The following is an 18,320-nucleotide window of genomic DNA, read 5'->3' on the forward strand; positions in this document are numbered from 1 at the left end:
CTGGAGGCATGCCCACCCCTGACTTCGTCCTCGCGCTGCGTGAGCGCATCGGCACCGACCTGCTGTGGCTTCCTGGCGTGACCGCGGTGATCCTTCGCGACGCGAGCGACGGCCAGGAGGTGCTTCTCGTCAAGCGCGCCGACAACGGTGCGTGGACGCCGGTCACGGGCATCATCGACCCCGGCGAGGAGCCCGCGGGCGCGGGCGCGCGCGAGGCGCTCGAGGAGGCAGATGTCGTCGCGGTGCCGGAGGCGCTCGTGCGGGTGCGGGCGCTCGAGCCCATCACCTACGACAACGGCGACCGGTCGCAGTACCTCGACCTGACCTATCGCTTCCGCTGGGTCAGCGGCGAGCCCCACCCCGCCGACGGCGAGAACACCGAGGCTCGGTGGTTCCCGACCACGGACCTGCCCGACATGAGCGCCGAGATGGCCGAGCGCATCGGCGCGGCGCTCAGGGGCGACGACCGAGCGGACTTCCTTCCCGCCTAGACCGCGAAAGTGGACCCACTTTCATCCTCTGCGCACCGTAGGCGATGAGAGTGGGCCCACTTTCGTGGACGGGGAGGGGGCGGGGAGGGTCAGTGAGCAGCCACCGGGGCCGCCCCGTCGACCTTCGCGGGCTGGCGGACCAGCGTCGCGAGGCCGATCCCGAGCGTCGCGAGCACGGCTCCCACCAGGAACGCGGTGCGGATGCCCGCGGCCTCGGCCGCCACCTCGGTGGCGCCGGCGTCGACCTCGGTGATGGCCACCGCCGTCATGGTCGACACGAACAACGCGGTGCCGGCCGCCGCCGCGACCTGCTGCAGCGTCGAGATGGTCGCGGAGCCGTGCGAGTACAGGTGCCGGGGCAGGGAGCCCAGGCTCGCGGTGAACAGCGGCGTGAAGATCAGCGCGAGGCCCGCGCTGAGCGTCATGTGGCACGCGAGGATCATCCACGGCTGCGTCGACTGCGACAGCGTGAGCGCCAGGACCCACAGCGCGGTCGCGACGAGCGCCGTTCCGGGGATCAGCAGCGGGCGCGGGCCGATGCGGTCGTACAGCCGTCCCACCGGCCGCGCCATGAGGCCCATGAGCAGGCCCCCGGGCAGCAGCATCAGGCCGGTCTGCAGCACGCTCAGCTCGAGCACGCCCTGCGTGAACAGCGGGACCAGGATGATGGTGCCGAACAGCGCCATCATGGCCACGACGAACATGGCGGTCGCGACGGAGAAGGTGCGCTCGCGGAACACTCGCAGGTCCAGCAGGGGAGCGTCGCGGCGCTGCAGGGCGATCTGGCGCCAGGCGAACGCGGCAGTCCCGACCACGCCGATGATCACGTAGGTGAGCGCCGCGGCGATCGAGCCCTCGGCGGACTCGCCGATCTGCGACAGCCCGAACACGAGCGACCCGAAGCCGAGCGCGGCCAGGAGCACCGACCAGCCGTCGAGCGGCGCGGGGCGCGTCTCGTTCGTCGAGCGCATCTTCAGGAAGCCGAAGACCAGCACCGTGATGGCGACGGGAAGGACGAAGACGAACAGGTAGCGCCACGGCAGGAACTGCAGGATGATCCCGGAGATCGTCGGCCCGAGCGCGGGCGCGACGGAGATGACGAGGCCGATGGTGCCCATGCGCTTGCCACGCTCGTTCTCGGGCACCAGGCTGATGACGGTCGTCATCAGCAGCGGCAGCATCACGGCCGTGCCGGACGCCTGGATGACGCGCGCGCCGAGCAGGACCTCGAAGCCCGGCGCCACCGCGGCGAGCGCGGTGCCGGCCACGAACGTCGACATCGCCGCGAGGTAGAGCGGGCGGGTCGGGAACCGCTGCAGCAGCCAGCCGGTGATGGGGATGACCACCGCCATGGTCAGCAGGAACGCGGCGGTGAGCCACTGCGCGTCCACCGCCGTGATGTCGAGGTCCTCCATCAGGTGGGGGATCGCGACGCCCATGATCGTCTCGTTGAGGATCACCGTGAACGCGGACACGATGAGCACGAGGATGACGATGTTGTCGCGCCGGCTCGTGGTCTCCGCCTCGGTCGCGGAATCGGTCGCGACGGTGGTCGTCTTGGGCGCAGTGCTATCGGACATGATGCCTCCGGGGGTGCGCGTCAGACGAACAGAACCCTCGCGGCGGGACGGCGCGGTGCACACGCGGGGACGGACCATTGTCGCACCTCGCGAGCGGTCCGGAAAGGGCAACCGCGCGGTCCGGGCGGAGATTCCCTACCGGGCGGTCAGATGAGTCCGACGCGCTCGAACCCCTGGACGAGGCCCGCGTGGTCGGGGCCCGGGACGACGACATCGGCGTTCGCGAGCACGTCCGAGTGTCCGCCCTCGATGCCGATGGCCGTGCCGGCATAGCGGATCATCTCGATGTCGTTGGGCCCGTCTCCCGCGGCCACCACGTCAGCGGCGGTGAGCCCCAGGCGGTCGACGACGGCGCGCATGCCCACCTCCTTGGTGATGTGGGCGAGGTAGAGCTCTCCCGCACCGCGGCCCAGGTCGCGGATGGAGGTGTCGACGGCGGCGACCTCGGGGCCGATCTCGGCCGCGATCTCCGACAGCGGCACGTCCGCGCTGAGCGTGACGACCTTGCAGAACGCGAGCCCGTCGAAGGTCTCGACGACGCGGCGCCCGGCGAGCAGATCCCGCCACACCTCCTCCTGGCTCGAACCCGAGCCCGGGGCGCGGGAGTCCATCGCCTCGCGACCCTCGGTGCGCACGTACATCGCCTCGGTCGCCTCGACGAGGCTCACGGCATGGTGGCGGTCGAGCGCCGCGATGGACTTGGCGGCGACGTCCGCGGGGAAGGTCTCGTCGCGCAGCACCTCGCCATCGAGCTCGGCGTAGGCGCCGGCGCCGGCCACCACCCCGTCGAATCCCGCCGCGAGCAGCCGATCGGAGACCGTGGCGCGGGGACGCCCGGTGCACAGCAGCACCCGGTGGCCGTTCGAGCGCGCGGCGCGGACGGCGTCCACGTGCTCGGGCGGCACCGCGCCGTGGAACGCGTAGGTGCCGTCGATGTCGAGGAAGACGAGGCGGGGGCTGGGCATGCGCCCCAGCCTAGGAGGGATCGGAGACGGCCGATGCGCGCTCGAGCCCGCGCAGCATGACCGTCAGCATCGCGGCGAGCTCGGCGCGGTGAGCCTCGTCGAGCTCGACGGACCAGTCGACGTCCTGCGGCAGCCAGGACATGGCGTACATGAGGTCGCGCACGTCCGTGCCGCCGAAGCCCCAGCGGGTGCGTCCGGGGGAGGGCTCGGTCGAGCCGTCTGCCCACACGCCCATGTGCGCCTCGAACGCGGCGATCGAGGTCTCGAGGACGGCGAACGCCTCCACCGGCTGACGCTGGGCGGAGCTCGCGACGAACACGCGCTCGTCGATCTCCTCGCGGGTGAGCGGCCGGGGCGCGAAGCGCACGCCCGTCGCCGTCAGCTCGCTGAGGCGGTCGAGCCGGAAGGTGCGCCAGTCCTCGCGCTCGAGGTCCCAGGCGACCAGGTACCAGCGTCCGCGCGCGGGGGCGAGGGCGTGGGGCTCGACGCGTCGGCGTGACGCCCGTCCCTGCGCATCCTCGTAGGCGAAGCGCACACGCTCTCGATCGCGGCAGGCGAGCGCCACCTGGCCGAGCACGGCGGGAAGCACGTCCGCGCCGCGACCCTGGGACGGCGCCGTCATCGCCTGCGCGAGCGCGGTCACCTTGCGGCGCAGCTGGGGCTCGAGCACCTGCTCGAGCTTCGCGATCGCCGACAGCGCCGTCGCCGTGCCGTCGACCAGCTGCTCGGCGGCCGCGACGCGCAGCCCGACCGCGATGGCGACGGCCTCGTCCTCGCTCAGCAGCAGCGGGGGCAGGGTGCCGCCGGACTCGAGCCGGTAGCCGCCTTCGCGTCCCGTGGAGGAGCCGATGCGGTAGCCGAGCTCTCGCAGGCGCTCCACGTCGCGGCGGATGGTGCGCTCGGTGGTGCCGAGGCGTTCGGCGAGCTCGGGCCCGCTCCAGTGCCGGTGGCGCTGCAGCAGGTCGAGGAGCGCGAGGGTTCGTGCGGTGGTGTCGGCCATGACTCCACATTCTCATCCATTGCGGACGGAAACTGTCCGCAAAGGGTCGTAACGTGGCCGGCATGACCAACCCGATCATCGAGGCCGAGGGCCTCACCAAGCAGTTCAGTCGCGGCAAGACCACGGTCGATGCCGTCACCGACGTGTCCTTCTCCGTCGACCCTGGAGGGCTCGTCGCCTTCCTCGGGCCCAATGGCGCTGGAAAGTCCACCACCATCCGGATGCTCACCACCCTGATCCCGCCCACCTCGGGCGGAGCGCGGGTGGTCGGGCACGACATCGCGCGAGCGCCGCACGAGGTGAGGGCCCGCATCGGCTACGTCGGCCAGGGCACCTCGGGCTCGTTCGCGCAGCGCGTGCGTGACGAGCTGCTCAGCCAAGGCGCGTTCTACGGCGTGCCCGCCCGCGAGGCCAAGCAGCGCGCGGAGTCGCTCATCGAGTCGCTCGACCTCGCGGGGTTCGCCTCGCGCACCGTGCAGCAGCTGTCGGGCGGCCAGAAGCGGCGCCTCGACATCGCGCTGGGGCTCATGCACGCGCCGCCGCTGATCTTCCTCGACGAGCCGTCGACGGGCCTCGACCCGCAGAGCCGCGCGAACCTCTGGGAGCACATCCTCGACCTGCGCACCCAGCACGGCACGACGGTGTTCCTCACCACGCACTACCTCGATGAGGCGGACCGGTACGCCGAGCGCGTCATGGTCATGGACGCCGGCCGCGTCATCGCCGACGACACGGCGTCCGCGCTCAAGGCGACGCTCGCGGGCGACGCCATCACCCTGGGGTTCGGGTCGGCGGCCGACGCCGACGCCGCGGAGCCGGCGATCGCGCGCCTGGCCGACCGTGCGACCACCCGGCCCGACCCGACCACCGTCGCGGCGAACGTGGAGGACGGCGAGAGCTTGCTGCCGCGACTGATCCGCGAGCTCGACGCCCAGGGCCTCGCCGTGGAGCGGGCGACCGGCGTGCCGCCCACCCTCGACGACGTGTTCCTCGCGCTCACCGGGCGCACCCTGCGGGAGGCCGACGCCGCCCACGACACCACCCCGGCCGCCGAACCGGCCGCCGCGACCGAAGGAGCCCCGTCATGAGCGCCGTCGACACCACCGCCGCATCGAGCCGGGCCGCTGGGCGCTCCGGCGCCCGCGACACCGTCAACGTGATGATCCGCGAGCTGCGGCCCGTGGTCCGCGACCCGTTCTCGGTGATCTTCTCGCTCGTCCAGCCGCTCGTGTTCCTGGGCCTGTTCACGCCGCTGCTCATCGGCACCTCGGGGGAGTCCACCGCGGACACCCTGGCGTGGTTCGTCCCCGGCGTCCTCGCGATGATCGTGCTGTTCGGCACCGGCGCGACGGGCTCGAACCTGCAGTACGAGATGATGACCGGCTCGCACGAGCGCACCCTGGTCGCGCCCCTGTCGCGCGCCTCGCTGCTCGCCGGGCGCGCCCTCAAGGAGGTCGTGCCCATCGTCGTCCAGGTGCTCGTCATCGTCGCGATCGCGTGGCCCTTCGGCTTCCGGCCGAACCTGCTGGGCCTGCTCGCGGGCCTCGTGATCCTCGCGGCGTTCGGTGTGGGACTCGGCTCGTTGTCCTACGCGCTTGCCCTCAAGACCAAGGATCGCGAGTGGGCGTTCTGGGCGGTCCAGCAGACGCTGATCTTCCCGCTGCTGATCCTGTCGGGGATGCTGCTGCCGCTCGACGCCGGACCGCGGTGGATGACCGTGGTGTCCACCTTCAACCCGGTCAACTGGGTCGTGCAGGCCGAGCGCCACCTGATGGCGGGCGACTTCGCGGCAGCCGCGGTCGGGTGGGGCGTGCTGGCCGCGGCCGCGACCGCTGCGGTCGGGCTGGTGGTCGGCATCCGCGCGATGAAGGTCAGCGAGTAGGGCCGATGCGCGCAGGGGCTCCCGCCCGGGCCGTCACCTGACGTACGGTACGGGCGTGAGCCCCGCGCCCCCGCCCTCCCTTCGCACGCTCGGCATCGTGGGCGCCGGGCGAGTAGGTCTGGCGATCGCGAGGCGCGCGGTCGCGGCGGGCCTCGACGTCGGCGTCGCGGCACGGCGCCCGCCGGAGGAGATGCGCGCGGTCATCGAGGCGGGCGCGCCCGGCGCGAGCTCGATCTCGGTCGCCGACGCGGCGCGCAGGGACGCCGTGCTGCTCGCGCTGCCGCTCGGCAAGATCGCGTCCCTCGACGCCGCGCTGTTCGCCGGCGCCCTGGTGATCGACGCCAGCAACCACTGGTGGGAGATCGACGGCCGCCTGCCGCAGTTCGAGGACCTCACGACCTCGACCTCCGAGCAGGTCGGCCGGCACCTGGCGGGGGCCCGGATCGTCAAGTCGCTCAACCACGTGGGCGCCTATGTGCTCGAGGAGCTTCACGCGCCGCCCGGCGACCCCGCCCGCATCGCCGTCGCCGTCGCGGGCGACGGCGCGGACGACGTCGACGCGGTGGCGGGGCTCGTCGATGCGCTCGGCTACGACCCCGTGGTCGCGGGTTCGTTGGCGGAGGGCATGCGGTTCGAGCCGGGGACGGAGCTGTTCGGTGCCGAGGGCGACGCCGCCGAGGCGCGGGCGATGCTCGACAGGTTCTGGGACTCGCAGCGCGGGCGCGTGGTGGCCCGTGCAAGGGCCGCGCTGTAGGCTCCTTCCGTGCCCGATTACAACGATGTAGATCCAGCCCCGGCCGGCCACATGCTGGTCGCCTACGACCGCAAGCCGACCACCGAAGCCGAGGCCAACAACGCGGACATCGCGCTCAGCCTCCACCTCGCGCTCGACGGCGTGCCGCTGTTCGACGGCTATGGCGTGCACTTCGCACGCGTCGCCGCGGTTCCTGGCCCCGACGGCACGTTCGACCCAGACCTGCGCTCGCTCAAGGACCCTCACCTCGCGCGGCTCGCGGACGGGTCGTTCGGCCTCATGGCGACGCGCACGGCGCGCGGCGGCGGTGACGACGGCACGCGAGCCTCGTGCGTGCTGCTCGCCCGCAGCGAGGACCTCGTGGAGTTCGCGGAGCTCGGCATGCTCGACCTCGGCGTCGCCCACGGTGTCAACGATCCCGCCTTCGCCGTGGCTGACGGCGCGTGCATCGTGCGGTGGCGCGACGACGAGGGCGCACCGTGGCACGCGACCCTCGACCGCTTCGCCGCCGACGCGACCGTCGGCGAGCCCGTGCGTGGTGACATCGCCATCCCCGGTGAGCTCGATGCGAACGCTGCGGACGCATCGGCGCTGCCCGACCTCAACACGGGCAGCACGGTCGAGATCGACCCGGCCACGGCATCGGCGCTGCGCGAGCGGTTCGGGCCGGTGACCAACACCGGCACGGCGGACCTGCCCGCGGTCGAGGTGCCGCGCGGAGCCCGCCTGACCGAGGACCTGCTCCCCGGGCGCGTCGGCCTCGAGTACTCGGACGGCTCGCGTGGGTCGCTCGCGCTGGCGTGGGACGCCGCCGCGGTGGCCGCTGTCGACACCGGCGCGCCGGGCGATCACGTGGTGACGGCGACGGTCCGCCAGCCGGTCTACCCCACACCGTTCGCCGACGAGCGCGCGGATCCGAGCATCGTGCCCTTCGACTGGAACGGCCGTCGGGTCTTCCTCATGATCGCGACCAAGGATCTCCGCATGGACCCGATCGCGAACAGCGGCGACCCGATCGGGATGCCTGTTCGCATGGCGGACACCATCGCCGCCCTCGCGGACGCGAACGGCGGCGCCGCGCTCGAGCGGGACCTGCTCGTCGCGGGCGACCGCGACGCGGACGACGACGTCATGACGGGCTGCTTCTGGGCGCCCGAGATCCACACGATCGGCGGCGAGCTGTCGATCCTCTTCATGCCCTGCTACGACGGGGCGGACGGGCGGCCGGACATGTGGACCGGGCGGGCGAGCATCATCCAGCTGCGGCGCGACGCCGATGGACGTCATCTCGACCCGACGGACCCCGCGAGCTGGACGCCCACGCGCCACGTGACCCGCGCGGACGGCTCGGCGCTGAACGACCGGTCCGGGATCTCGCTCGACATGACCTACCTCGAGGACGGTGGGCGGCACCACTACGCCTGGCAGATGCTCGGATCTGTGTTCATCGCGACCATGGACCCCGGGGATCCGACCCGGCTCACGAGCGAGCCGGTGCGGATCATCGCGCCGGAGTACGCGTGGGACAACACCATCGCGGAGGGCCCGAACTTTCACGTGCGCGACGGCCGTGTGCACCTGCTGTACTCGGGATCGACCGTGGGCGACACCTACACGACGGGCCTCGCGACCGCGCCGTCAGGAGCGGACCTCACGGACCCGGCCGTGTGGACGCGACTCGGCATGCCCCTGCAGAAGTCGGGCCCCTTCAACGGCGAGATGCAGCTGGGCACCGGGCACGGGATGTGGTCCTGGGACGAGGACGGCAACCAGCTGTACGTGTTCCACGCCCGCACCGACCACCTGGGCCTCACCGGACGCGACACGTTCGTGCGCCGCGTCCACTGGACGGCCGACGGGCTGCCGCGCCTCGACATGGAGACCGAGGAGGAGCTCGCGCCGGAGCGGCGTCACGTCGCGGTGGTCGTGCGCGTGACGGAGGTGGACGGATGACCGAGCGCTACGGGTACCTCATGGTGCACTTCGTCGAGGATTCGCACGGGTATCGCGAGAAGGTGCACCTGTCGATCTCGCGCGGCGACGACCCGACCGCCTGGGACCGGCTGAACGGCGGCGAGCCCATCCTCGCCTCAAGCATGTCGACCACGGGCGTGCGCGACCCGTTCCTGCTGCACCGCCCCGACACGGGCCGCTACTACCTCATCGCGACGGACCTGCGGGTCTTCGGAGCTGACGAGGCGGGCTGGTCCGTGTGGGGCTCGGAGTACTCCACGAGGATGAACGTCTGGGAGTCGGAGGACCTCGTCACCTGGGGCGAGCAGCGTCAGATCGACGTCGCGCTCGGACCCGACGGGATGCCGGACCCTGCGGCGCCGCACATGGGCATGATGTGGGCGCCCGAGGCGCTGTGGGTGGACGAGTACGACGCCGACGGCGGAGCCTTCGTCGTCTACTGGGCCTCTGCGGGCGCCGACGGGCGGCAGCGGATCATCTGGGGAGCGACCAGGGACTTCACGCAGTCGGGGTGGCTCACCGGCGGGGTGCTCATCGACGCCCCGGGCGACGTCATCGACACGACGATGATCCGCGAAGGGGGCCGGACGTACCGCGTCACCAAGGACAACGGGACCGCGCGCGGCCTGTTCATGGAGCACAGCGACGATGCGCGCTGGTGGCTTCCCGAGGCGACCTGGACGCAGACGCAGATCCACCTTGGCGCGGGCTACGTGGGCGGCGACCCGGGACTCGTCGAGGGGCCCGCGCTTTTTCGCGTCCACCGCGAGGACCTCTGGTACCTGCTCGTCGACGTGATCCCCGACGTCGGGTACCGGCCCATGGTCGCCACCGATCTCGACGCGCCCGAGCCCTGGTCCGAGGTGGCGCAGGCGGACTTCGACCTTGCGCCGGCCACCAAGCATGGCGGGGTCATCCCGCTCACCCGCGAGCGCTACGACGCCCTCCGCCGCGCCGATGCGGCGGCCGTGGTGCAGGTGCACGTCGCCACCGTGCGGGTCGAGGTGGGCGCGGACGAGGCGTCTGTGCGAGCGGCGCTGCCCGCCACCGCGCGGGCGCGGCTCCACGGCGGGGGCGAGAATGACTTCGAGGTCGCGTGGAACCTCGATGGGCTCGACGTCGCGGAGCCCGGCGAGGTGGTCGTCGAGGGGCGGCTCCTGGGTACGCTCGGGGCGAATCGGGACGACTGGGTCGCGGCGGACGGATCGCGCCGGTGGGACGCCGAGGGCAAGGTCCCGAGGGCCTCTCGCGCGCTCGCGGTCACGGCGACCGTACGCGTCGCCTGACGACGGGCGCCACGGCCGGCGGCGTGTCACGTCCGCGCAGCCCAGGCGCCCCAGGGTGCCGCGCGGAGGGTGCTCGGCGTCAGTCGAGCGCGCGCCGTCGTCGAGGCGTCAGGCGCACCGCCGGCAATGGGGGAGCCGGGATGCGCACGCCGTGGGCCTCGGGAACGATCCCGAACCGTTCGTCGTGCGACTCCCAGCCCGCCCGCGCCTCGGCGATCTCGTCGTGGCTGCGTCCCACGAAGTTCCACCACATCACGAGGTCGTCGGGGAACGGCTCCCCGCCGAGGACGAAGACGCGGGCACCGTCGACCGTCCGCAGCGTCACCGCGGACCGGTCGGTGCCGAGGTAGAGGATGGCGCTGTCGCGCGGGGAGCCCAGCGGCGTGCCGTCGTGGTCGATCACCTCGACGTCGCCGTCGATGTGGAGGATGCCGTGCTCCCAGGCGCTGTCGAGCGGCAGGGGCACCGCCGCACCCGGCGGCAGCTCGACCTGCGCTCCGACGATGGGCGTGTGGACGGTCGCGGGGGAGCGCACGCCGGCGAGCTCGCCGAGCACCACCGTGACGTGCGCATCGGAGCCGTCACCGGGCAGCGTGAGCTGAGGCAGCGCGGGGTGAGTCTCGAAGGCCGCGTCGCCGTGGCGCGTCTGTTCGGGAAGCGCGACCCAGAGCTGGATGGCGTCGAGCAGCGAGTCCGGCGTGACGGAGTGCTCGGTGTGGGCGATGCCGTGCCCCGCCGTCATGAGGTTGAGGGCGCCGGGCTGCAGCACGACGTGTGATCCCAGCGAGTCGCGGTGACGGGCCTCGCCGGTGAGCGGCCACGTCACGGTCTGCAGCCCGGTGTGCGGGTGGGAGTCGACCGTCATGGTCGTCACCTGTGGCCCGAATCGGTCCACGAAGCACCACGCGCCGATGGTCGGCAGCGCGCGCTGCGGCAGCGCGCGCCTCACCGTCATCGCGCGCAGGCCGCCGAGCGGCACGTCGCGGGCCTCGAGCAAGATCGCCCGGGGGCCCGGACGGCAGTCGCGGGACGCGGCGTCGTCGGCCACCTCGTCGGTGACGTCGGATCCCGCGTCCAGGCGAGTCATCCCTGCTTGTCCACGAGTTGGAGCCCCGGGACGTCGTTGCGCTCGACGTAGGCGGCGACCGCGCCGCACAGGGGAGCGACCGTCAGATCCTTGGAGGTCGCGTCCTCAAGGGCCGCCCTGATGAGCGGCTTGGACAGCCCCTTGCCCTGGAACTCCTCGCGGACCTCCGTGTGCGTCAGCGCGATGACGTCATCGTTGGTCCGCGTCTCGATCCAGCCGGCGAGCTCGCCGTCGACGCGAAGCTCGTAGCGGCTCGCGTCCTCGTTCCACGTGGTCTCGGCCATGGTCATCCCTTCGTCGTGCGGTCGCCCATGCCAACACGGGCGCCGGGCGTCGTGTTCCTCAGCTGTCGCGCAGGTCGAACGGGTCCGCGGCGGCGTCCCGCAGCGAGCCTCCGGTGGCCAGTCGCATCATGTCCGAGTCGAGGTCGATGTCGAGCTCGGTGCCGCCGGCGGAGCCGTAGGTGTGCTGATAGCGCGCCCATGAGTCGTCGCGGACCTTGCGGGCGAAGCCGGACTCGACCAGGATCGCGAGCTCGGTCGCGGCGCGGTCGATACGGGTCCCGAGCGCCTTGTCGGTCCAGTCCTCGGTCGACGCGAACAGGCCGGTGGGAACGGGCAGCGCGCGCAGGTACGCGAACAGGGAGCGCATCTCCTCGTCCACCACGAGGGCGTGGCGGGCGGTGCCCGCAGTCGCGGCCAGGATCACGGGCTTGCCGATGAGCAGGTCGTTGTCGAGCACCTGGAAGAAGCTCGAGAACAGTCCGGACGCGGCGGCCTTGTAGACCGGGGCGGCGGCGATGATGCCGTCCGCGGCCTGCAGGTGCTCGATCGCCTTCGTGAACCGCGGGCCCATGAGCTGGCTCGACAGCGCCTGGGGGAGCTCCGGCAGGAGCTCGCGCAGGTCGATCGCCGTGACGGTCACGGTGTGGCCGCGGGACTCGAGGATCGCGACCGCGCGCTGGGTGGCGCGGTCGGCCAGCAGTCGCGTCGAGGACGGGTCGGACACGCCCGCGCTGACGACGACGAGACGGTACGTCTCTGGGGTGACGGGGGTGGTCATGATGCCTCCAAGGCAAGCTTGCGTGAGAGCGACTCGAGGAGCGCGAGCTCCTCGTCGGTGAGCGCGGCGGTCATGGTCGCCGCGACGTCGCGCCCGTGGGCGCGGCCCACGCGACGCTGCAGCTGGCGCCCCTCCTCGGTGAGCGAGAGGTGAGCCGCGCGGGCATCGGCCGGATCCGCGCATCGGCCCACGAGGCCCTTGTCGACCAGCCGGTCGACCAGGCGGGATAGGGCGGGCTGGCTCAGCAGGACGTGCCTGCCGACCTCGCCCAACCGCTGCGGCGCGTCGCACTTCGAGAGCGTGTAGAGCACGTCGTACTCGCGCATCGACAGCCCGTGCCACACGTCCTCGGCGCTGAAGCGGCGCATGAGCGCCGCGTGCGCGGCGAGGGAGGCCTCCCACGCATCGTTGGCGAGGTGCGTGCGGGACCTGACCCGCGCATCGGCGCTCGTGGTGGTCATGGCCCGGCTCACATCGACGGGTAGGCGGCGACGCTGGACTCGGAGTCCTGGTACGGGGAGCCGCCCGTGACGTTGTCGCCGCGGTTGGCGTTGGGGCGTGGCTGGCGCGGCTCGGCGTCGCCGTACTTGGCCTTGACAAGGGCGGCGTGCGTGGGAGCCTCGGCGGTGCCGGGCTCGCGCTTGGCGTCGAGCTCCTTGCGCAGGACGGGCACCACCTCGCCGCCGAGCAACTCGAGCTGCTCCAGCACGACGTTGAGCGGCAGGCCCGCGTGGTCGACGAGGAAGAGCTGGCGCTGGTAGTCGCCGAACGCCTCGCGGAACGTGAGGGTCTTGTCGATGACCTCCTGCGGGCTGCCGACGGACAGCGGCGTCATCTCCTCGAAGTCCTCCATGCGGGGGCCGTTGCCGTACACGGGGGCCTCGTTGAAGTAGGGCCGGAACTGGTCGCGCGCGTCCTGGCTGCTCTTGGCGATGAACGCCTGGCCGCCCAGGCCGACGATGGCCTCCTTCTGGGCGCCGTGGCCGTGGGCCTCGAAGCGGCGACGGTAGAAGTCGATGAGGCGCTTGTAGTGCTCCTTGGGCCAGAAGATGTTGTTGGCGAAGTAGCCGTTGCCGTAGTACGCGGCCTGCTCCGCGATCTCCGGGGTGCGGATCGAGCCGTGCCACACGAACGGCGGGACGTCGTCCAGGGGGCGGGGCGTGGACGTGAAGCCCTGGAGCGGGCCGCGGAAGTTGCCCTCCCAGTCGACGACGTCCTCGCGCCAGAGCCGGTGCAGCAGGTTGTAGTTCTCGAGCGCGAGCGGGAGCCCTTGGCGGATGTCCTGACCGAACCACGGGTACACGGGAGCGGTGTTCCCGCGGCCGAGCATGAGGTCCATACGGCCCTTGGTGAGGTGCTGGAGCATCGCGTACTCCTCAGCGATGCGCACCGGGTCGTTGGTCGTGATGAGGGTGGTGCTCGTGGTGAGGATCAGGCGCTCGGTGAGCGCGCCGATGTGCGCGAGCAGCGTGGTCGGGGAGGAGCTGAAGAACGGCGGGTTGTGGTGCTCGCCGATGGCGAAGACGTCGAGGCCCACCTCCTCGGCCTTGACGGCGATCTGCCGGATCGCGTCGATGCGCTCAGCCTCCGACGGGGTGTAGCCGGTGACCGGGTCGCGGGTGATGTCCGAGACGGACATGATGCCGAACTGCATGGGGTGCCTCCTGGGTGGGCGGATCGTCTGGCGACGATTATATGCGTTTGCATCTATCAACGCGAGCCGGACGGTTTCATTCCCGCCCGGCCCCCGCCGCGGCTCCCCGCCCTCGCGCCCCGCCGTCGCCCCCGGCCCCGCCCAGCACCCTGGAGGAAGGATCTCTGCGCGCTTCGTCGTGGCGGTGCGCGCTGCGGGACGAGAATCTGTCGAGGCGGCGCGTCAGGCGAGTCGGAGGGTCGCGCGCGCTGCTGCTGCGAGCTCGACGCCGTAGGCGCGGCCGTGGCCCGCAGCGTGCACCGCAAGCGGATGGAGTTGATGCAGGGGCACGCGGTCGCGCCAGCCGCTCTCGAGCGTGCCGGCCTCGGAGTAGCCCTCGAGGATCTGGTCGAGGTGAGGCGCCCCGAACAGCGCCAGCATCGCGAGGTCCGTCTCGGGATGGCCGCCGTGCGCGGCCGGGTCGATCAGCACGGCGCCATCGACGTCGAACAGCAGGTTCCCCGCCCACAGGTCGCCGTGGATGCGTGCGGGCGTCGCGCCGTCATCGAAGGCTCCTGTCGCGATGAGCTCGCACGCCTCATTCACGAGGTCCTGCTCGTCGGCGGACAGGTGGCCGTTCGCGACCGCGGGCGCGAGGAACGGCTCGACACGATGCTTCGCATAGAACGCGCCCCACGACGCCTCTGTCTCTCCAGGCATCTCGCGCGAGCCGATGAACAGCGGCCCGTCCCACCCCGTAGGCGCCGTACCCCAGGAGTGAGCCCCCGCCGCGTGGGTGGCGGCGAGGGAGCGTCCGAAGCCACGCGCCGCGTCGGCCGTGGGCTGCACAGTGGCGATGCGCTCGAGGACGATGCGCCCCGCGGAGACGTCGATGACGCGCGCCACGCGCGCACCGCGCGCTTCGGCAAGCCACTGCAAGCCGGCCGCCTCGGCCTCGAAGAAGCCGGTGGGCGCGCCCGGGCGTGACTTGGTGAAGGGTTCCATCACGCACCACGGTCCCACAGCGCGCACCCTGACGACGAAGCGCGCAGAGAGCCTTCCTACAGGGTGCTGGGCGAGGCGGGCGCTGGCGCGGGCTGGAGCCGCTTGGGCTCCATCACCCCCGCGAGCAGGACGACGAGCAGGCCCATGAGCGGCATGATCGCGAGGCCCACGCGCAGGGACGTCGCGTCCGCGATCGCTCCGACGATGGGCGGCGACAGCAGGAACGCGAGCCGCAGCATCCATCCCACGATGGTGAGGCCGCTGCCGGACTTGAGCCCGGGCAGCTCGTCGGCAGCGTGGAAGGCTCCTGGGATGAGGGTCGCGATGCCGAGGCCCGCGGCGGCGAAGCCGAGGATCGTGCCCCACACGCTCGGGAACGCCAGCGCGAGACCCATCCCGAGGAACATGAGCGCGCCGCCGGCGCGCGCCACGGCGCGCTGGCCGAAGCGATCGATCATCCGGTCGCCCGTGAGGCGGCCGATGAACTGGAAGCCCTGCAAGGAGATGAAGCCGAAGGCGGCGATCGCCGCGGGCGCGGCGAGCTCGTCGCGCAGGTAGCTCGCCGCCCACGTGGAGGCGGCGTCCTCGGCCCACGCGCCCGCGATCGCGATGAGCGACAGCGCGCCCAGCAGCAGCCACATCCGGGCCGAGCCGGCGCGGCCCGGGGCCTCGTGGGGCATGGCGGCCTCGTCCGCGCCGTCGTCGGCCGTGGACTGCGGCTCGGGGCCCTTGAGCAGCATCGGGTAGCTCACGACGTTCAGCACGATCACGAGCGCGACCATGCCGGCGAACTGCCACCGCACGGCGATGTCGAGGCCGGCAGCGGCCGCGCCGATGAGCCCGCCCGTGACGGCGCCGATCGACCACATCGCGTGGAAGCCGTTGTTGATCGAACGCTTGTACAGCCGCTGCACGCGGAGGCCGTGCGAGTTCTGCGCGACGTCGACCCACGCGTCCGTCGCGCCGACGACGAACAGCGCCGCCGCGAAGGCGTACACGTTCGTCGCGAGGCCCGCGCCCATGAGCGCGAGGGCGCACAGCACCATGCCGGCGATCGCGACGCGCGAGGAGCGGAAGCGACGGATCAGCACGCCCGACACGAGGCCGAGCAGCAGGGCTCCCACGGGCCACATAGCCATCGCGACGCCCAGTTGGCCGTACGAGAGGTCGAGGCCCACGCGGAGCTCGGGAAGGCGCGGCGCGAGGCTGCCGAGCAGCACGCCGTTGGTCGCGAAGATCAGCGACACACCGAGCCTGGCCCGGCGCAGCTCCGGGGCGACGCTCGCGGCGGGGACGGAGGTGGTCACGGACTACCCGATCCGGAACCGGACCGAGAGCAGGTCGTCGAGGCGGGACGACGGGCCCACGAGCAAGGTGAACGCCCCCGGCTCGACCTCACGCTCGCCGCGCGCGTTGACGATCGAGCACGCCTCGACCGGCAGCTCGAGCTCGACCGCGACGGACTCGCCGGGTTCGACGGAGACCTGGCGGTGGGCCTTGAGCTCGCGGTCGGCCCAGGTCGCCGACGTCACCTCGTCGCGCAGGTAGACCTGCACGGTCTCGAGCGCGGGCCGTGAGCCGGTGTTGGACAGCGTCACCTCGGCGCGGATCACGTCCTCCTCGGTGGGCGGCAGCAGGCGCAGCCCGCTGTACTCGATCGAGGTGTAGCTGAGGCCCTGGCCGAACACCCACTGAGGCTCCTGCGAGAGGTCCGCATAGCGGTGGCCGTGCTGGGCGTCGATCTGGTTGTAGTAGGTGGGCTGCTGGCCCACGTGGCGCGGCCACGAGATCGGCAGCCGGCCGCTCGGCTCGATCGCGCCGAGGATCAGCTCGGCGATCGCCTGGCCGCCGTGCATGCCGGGGTTGGCGGCCCAGATGACGGCCGATGCGCGCTCGGCGGCGGGAGGCAGGACGTGCGGCTTGGAGGCGAGCACGACCAGGATCACGGGAGTGCCGGTCTCGACGAGGGCGTCGAGCAGCGCGATCTGGCCGCCCAGCAGCTCAAGGGTCGCCGTCGAGCGACCCTCGCCGATGACCTCGATGCGGTCGCCGAGCACGGCGACGACGACGTCGGCGGCCCGGGCCGCCTCGACCGCCGTGGCGATCTCGTCTGCGTCGGGCGCTGCCGGGTGGACCACGTGCGGACGGGGCTGACCGTCGGGGAACAGCTCGCCCTCGGGGTCGGGGCCGGTGGTGAGGATGTCGGCGCCGCGGGTGTAGGTGACCTCCCAGCCGTCGGGCACCTGCTCGCGCAGGCCGTCGACGGTGGTGAGGATCATGTCCCGTGGCTGGCCCGCAGGGAGCCAGTCCGCCTGGCCGGAGCTGCCGGCCCAGTCGCCCAGCTGGGTCTGCGCGTCGTGGGCGTTCGGGCCGACGACGGCGATGCGCCTCGCGGTGCCGCTCGCGTCGAGGGGCAGCAGCCCGTCGTTCTCGAGCAGCACGAGGCAGCGGCGCGAGGTCTCGAGTCCGAGCTCGCGGTGCGCCGGCTGGCCGATGACCTCCCGCTGACGATCGGGGTCGGGCAGGCGCGGGTCCTCGAAGAGACCCAGGTCGAACTTGAGCGTCAGGATGCGGGAGACGGCCTCGTCGATGCGCGCCTCGTCGAGCAGTCCGAGCGAGACGGCCTCCTGCGCGCCCTCGAAGAAGGCGGGAGTCGTCATGATCATGTCGTTGCCAGCGTTGACGGCCGCGGCCGCCGCCGTCGCGTAGTCCGGGTACATGCGCTGCTCGCGCACGAGGTTGCCGACGTTGTCCCAGTCGGTGATGAGGGTGCCGGTGTAGCCCCACTCGCCCCGCAGGACGTCGCCAAGGAGCCAGTCGTTGACCGTGATGGGCGTGCCGTCGATGGCCTGGTACCCGAGCATGAACGTGCGGCAGCCCTCGCGGGCGACGCGCTCGAACGGCGGCAGGAACCACGAGCGGAGCTTGCGTCGCGACAGGTCGGCCTCGGACGCGTCACGCCCGCCCTGGGTCTCGGAGTAGCCGGCGAAGTGCTTCGCGGTGGCGAGGATCGCCGTCGCGTCGCCGAGGCCGTCGCCCTGGTACCCCGCGACCATCGCGGAGGCCAGCTCGCCGATGAGGTACGGGTCCTCGCCGAACGTCTCGGACACGCGGCCCCAGCGCAGGTCGCGCGTGATGCACAGGACGGGGGAGAAGGTCCAGTGGATGCCGGTCGCGGACACCTCGACGGCGGTGGCGCGCGCCACGCGCTGGACGAGGTCGCGATCCCAGGTCGCGGCGAGGCCGAGCTGGGTCGGGTAGATCTCCGCGCCCTCGAAGAAGGAGTGGCCGTGGATGCAGTCCTCGCCCACGAGCAGCGGGATGCGCAGGCGCGAGCCGCGCACCGCGGTGTCGGCCTCGAGCATGGCCTCGGGGGAGGTGTGCAGGATCGAGCCCACGTGGAAGTCCTCGATGAGGCTCGTCACGCGCTCCTTCGCGTTGAGCTGCATCATCTGCCCGACCTTCTCCGGCAGGGTCATCCGCGACACGAGGTCGGCGACCCGCTCGGAGGTGGTGAGCGACGAGTCGAGGTAGGCGGGAGCGTCCACGGGTGTCCTTTCGCGGTGAGGCGATCTGCGGTGAGGCCGGATCGATGCTACCA

Annotated in this window: 16 protein-coding genes and 1 pseudogene; 6 read left to right on the forward strand and 11 right to left on the reverse strand. The window is 72.1% G+C overall.

Annotated elements, in window-relative coordinates:
• Nucleotides 1-8 precede the first annotated feature (8 nt).
• A complete protein-coding gene (locus B7K25_RS00120; protein WP_084103205.1) occupies nucleotides 9-491 on the forward strand; it encodes an NUDIX domain-containing protein in 483 nt (160 codons plus the stop codon).
• 89 nt (nucleotides 492-580) lie between these two features.
• Here the strand turns inward: B7K25_RS00120 and B7K25_RS00125 are convergent, their stop codons facing one another.
• The 3 genes from B7K25_RS00125 to B7K25_RS00135 all read right to left on the reverse strand — a co-directional run bounded on the left by B7K25_RS00125 (nucleotide 581) and on the right by B7K25_RS00135 (nucleotide 4,036).
• On the reverse strand, nucleotides 581-2,071 hold the full coding sequence (locus B7K25_RS00125) for a DHA2 family efflux MFS transporter permease subunit (RefSeq protein ID WP_084104463.1): 1,491 nt from the start codon (nucleotides 2,069-2,071) through the stop codon (nucleotides 581-583).
• Nucleotides 2,072-2,217: 146 nt separating this feature from the next.
• Nucleotides 2,218-3,036, reverse strand: coding sequence for an HAD hydrolase family protein (locus B7K25_RS00130; protein ID WP_084103206.1), 819 nt, complete (start codon nucleotides 3,034-3,036; stop codon nucleotides 2,218-2,220).
• A gap of 10 nt (nucleotides 3,037-3,046) precedes the next feature.
• Nucleotides 3,047-4,036 (reverse strand): YafY family protein, encoded by a 990-nt coding sequence (locus tag B7K25_RS00135; protein WP_084103207.1) that lies wholly within the window; start codon nucleotides 4,034-4,036, stop codon nucleotides 3,047-3,049.
• A gap of 62 nt (nucleotides 4,037-4,098) precedes the next feature.
• Between B7K25_RS00135 and B7K25_RS00140 the strand changes: the two genes are divergently transcribed.
• The 5 genes from B7K25_RS00140 to B7K25_RS00160 are packed head-to-tail and all read left to right on the forward strand — an operon-like array spanning nucleotide 4,099 to nucleotide 9,932.
• The gene (locus tag B7K25_RS00140; protein WP_200807813.1) at nucleotides 4,099-5,124 is read left to right on the forward strand and encodes an ABC transporter ATP-binding protein; all 1,026 of its coding nucleotides are present in this window, start codon (nucleotides 4,099-4,101) and stop codon (nucleotides 5,122-5,124) included.
• Nucleotides 5,121-5,918: an ABC transporter permease gene (locus tag B7K25_RS00145; protein WP_084103208.1), complete on the forward strand. Its 798-nt coding sequence runs from the start codon at nucleotides 5,121-5,123 to the stop codon at nucleotides 5,916-5,918. The genes B7K25_RS00140 and B7K25_RS00145 overlap by 4 nt, the downstream gene beginning before the upstream one ends.
• Before the next feature lie 55 nt (nucleotides 5,919-5,973).
• Complete coding sequence (locus B7K25_RS00150) at nucleotides 5,974-6,672, forward strand: NADPH-dependent F420 reductase (protein WP_084103209.1); 699 nt, start codon at nucleotides 5,974-5,976, stop codon at nucleotides 6,670-6,672.
• A gap of 9 nt (nucleotides 6,673-6,681) precedes the next feature.
• Nucleotides 6,682-8,625, forward strand: a complete 1,944-nt coding sequence (locus tag B7K25_RS00155) for a family 43 glycosylhydrolase (protein ID WP_200807814.1) — start codon at nucleotides 6,682-6,684, stop codon at nucleotides 8,623-8,625.
• Entirely contained in the window at nucleotides 8,622-9,932 is a 1,311-nt protein-coding gene (locus B7K25_RS00160; protein ID WP_084103211.1) for a glycoside hydrolase family 43 protein, read from the forward strand. The genes B7K25_RS00155 and B7K25_RS00160 overlap by 4 nt, the downstream gene beginning before the upstream one ends.
• 79 nt (nucleotides 9,933-10,011) lie before the next feature.
• On the opposite strand, the gene B7K25_RS00165 is transcribed toward B7K25_RS00160, so the two are convergent.
• The 8 genes and pseudogenes from B7K25_RS00165 to B7K25_RS00200 all read right to left on the reverse strand — a co-directional run bounded on the left by B7K25_RS00165 (nucleotide 10,012) and on the right by B7K25_RS00200 (nucleotide 18,267).
• A complete protein-coding gene (locus tag B7K25_RS00165; protein ID WP_084103212.1) occupies nucleotides 10,012-11,019 on the reverse strand; it encodes a pirin family protein in 1,008 nt (335 codons plus the stop codon).
• Nucleotides 11,016-11,339 (reverse strand): annotated as a pseudogene (locus B7K25_RS00170) (GNAT family N-acetyltransferase); the annotation flags it as partial. The pseudogene B7K25_RS00170 and the gene B7K25_RS00165, both read right to left, overlap by 4 nt.
• Nucleotides 11,340-11,361: 22 nt before the next feature.
• The gene (locus tag B7K25_RS00175; RefSeq protein ID WP_084103214.1) at nucleotides 11,362-12,081 is read right to left on the reverse strand and encodes a CE1759 family FMN reductase; all 720 of its coding nucleotides are present in this window, start codon (nucleotides 12,079-12,081) and stop codon (nucleotides 11,362-11,364) included.
• Nucleotides 12,078-12,542 carry a MarR family winged helix-turn-helix transcriptional regulator gene (locus tag B7K25_RS00180; RefSeq protein WP_084103215.1) on the reverse strand — a complete coding sequence of 155 codons (465 nt, stop codon included), beginning with the start codon at nucleotides 12,540-12,542 and terminating at the stop codon, nucleotides 12,078-12,080. The genes B7K25_RS00175 and B7K25_RS00180 overlap by 4 nt, the downstream gene beginning before the upstream one ends.
• An 8-nt stretch (nucleotides 12,543-12,550) precedes the next feature.
• Complete coding sequence (locus tag B7K25_RS00185; RefSeq protein WP_084103216.1) at nucleotides 12,551-13,735, reverse strand: CE1758 family FMN-dependent luciferase-like monooxygenase; 1,185 nt, start codon at nucleotides 13,733-13,735, stop codon at nucleotides 12,551-12,553.
• A gap of 222 nt (nucleotides 13,736-13,957) precedes the next feature.
• Entirely contained in the window at nucleotides 13,958-14,719 is a 762-nt protein-coding gene (locus B7K25_RS00190; RefSeq protein ID WP_084103217.1) for a fructosamine kinase family protein, read from the reverse strand.
• A 56-nt stretch (nucleotides 14,720-14,775) separates the two neighbouring features.
• Nucleotides 14,776-16,026: an MFS transporter gene (locus B7K25_RS00195; RefSeq protein WP_084103218.1), complete on the reverse strand. Its 1,251-nt coding sequence runs from the start codon at nucleotides 16,024-16,026 to the stop codon at nucleotides 14,776-14,778.
• 3 nt (nucleotides 16,027-16,029) lie between these two features.
• Complete coding sequence (locus tag B7K25_RS00200) at nucleotides 16,030-18,267, reverse strand: glycoside hydrolase family 3 N-terminal domain-containing protein (protein ID WP_234988003.1); 2,238 nt, start codon at nucleotides 18,265-18,267, stop codon at nucleotides 16,030-16,032.
• Between the last annotated feature and the right edge of the window lie 53 nt (nucleotides 18,268-18,320).

This window comes from Demequina sp. NBRC 110056 (genome assembly GCF_002090155.1).
In the GTDB taxonomy this organism is placed as follows: domain Bacteria; phylum Actinomycetota; class Actinomycetes; order Actinomycetales; family Demequinaceae; genus Demequina.

What these genes read in the sequence shown, in the direction of transcription:
- B7K25_RS00120 (WP_084103205.1), top strand. Translation starts at nt 9, where the DNA reads ATGCCCACCCCTGACTTCGTCCTCGCGCTGCGTGAGCGCATCGGCACC.
- B7K25_RS00125 (WP_084104463.1), bottom strand. Translation starts at nt 2,071, where the DNA reads ATGTCCGATAGCACTGCGCCCAAGACGACCACCGTCGCGACCGATTCC.
- B7K25_RS00130 (WP_084103206.1), bottom strand. Translation starts at nt 3,036, where the DNA reads ATGCCCAGCCCCCGCCTCGTCTTCCTCGACATCGACGGCACCTACGCG.
- B7K25_RS00135 (WP_084103207.1), bottom strand. Translation starts at nt 4,036, where the DNA reads ATGGCCGACACCACCGCACGAACCCTCGCGCTCCTCGACCTGCTGCAG.
- B7K25_RS00140 (WP_200807813.1), top strand. Translation starts at nt 4,099, where the DNA reads ATGACCAACCCGATCATCGAGGCCGAGGGCCTCACCAAGCAGTTCAGT.
- B7K25_RS00145 (WP_084103208.1), top strand. Translation starts at nt 5,121, where the DNA reads ATGAGCGCCGTCGACACCACCGCCGCATCGAGCCGGGCCGCTGGGCGC.
- B7K25_RS00160 (WP_084103211.1), top strand. Translation starts at nt 8,622, where the DNA reads ATGACCGAGCGCTACGGGTACCTCATGGTGCACTTCGTCGAGGATTCG.
- B7K25_RS00165 (WP_084103212.1), bottom strand. Translation starts at nt 11,019, where the DNA reads ATGACTCGCCTGGACGCGGGATCCGACGTCACCGACGAGGTGGCCGAC.
- B7K25_RS00175 (WP_084103214.1), bottom strand. Translation starts at nt 12,081, where the DNA reads ATGACCACCCCCGTCACCCCAGAGACGTACCGTCTCGTCGTCGTCAGC.
- B7K25_RS00180 (WP_084103215.1), bottom strand. Translation starts at nt 12,542, where the DNA reads ATGACCACCACGAGCGCCGATGCGCGGGTCAGGTCCCGCACGCACCTC.
- B7K25_RS00185 (WP_084103216.1), bottom strand. Translation starts at nt 13,735, where the DNA reads ATGCAGTTCGGCATCATGTCCGTCTCGGACATCACCCGCGACCCGGTC.
- B7K25_RS00190 (WP_084103217.1), bottom strand. Translation starts at nt 14,719, where the DNA reads ATGGAACCCTTCACCAAGTCACGCCCGGGCGCGCCCACCGGCTTCTTC.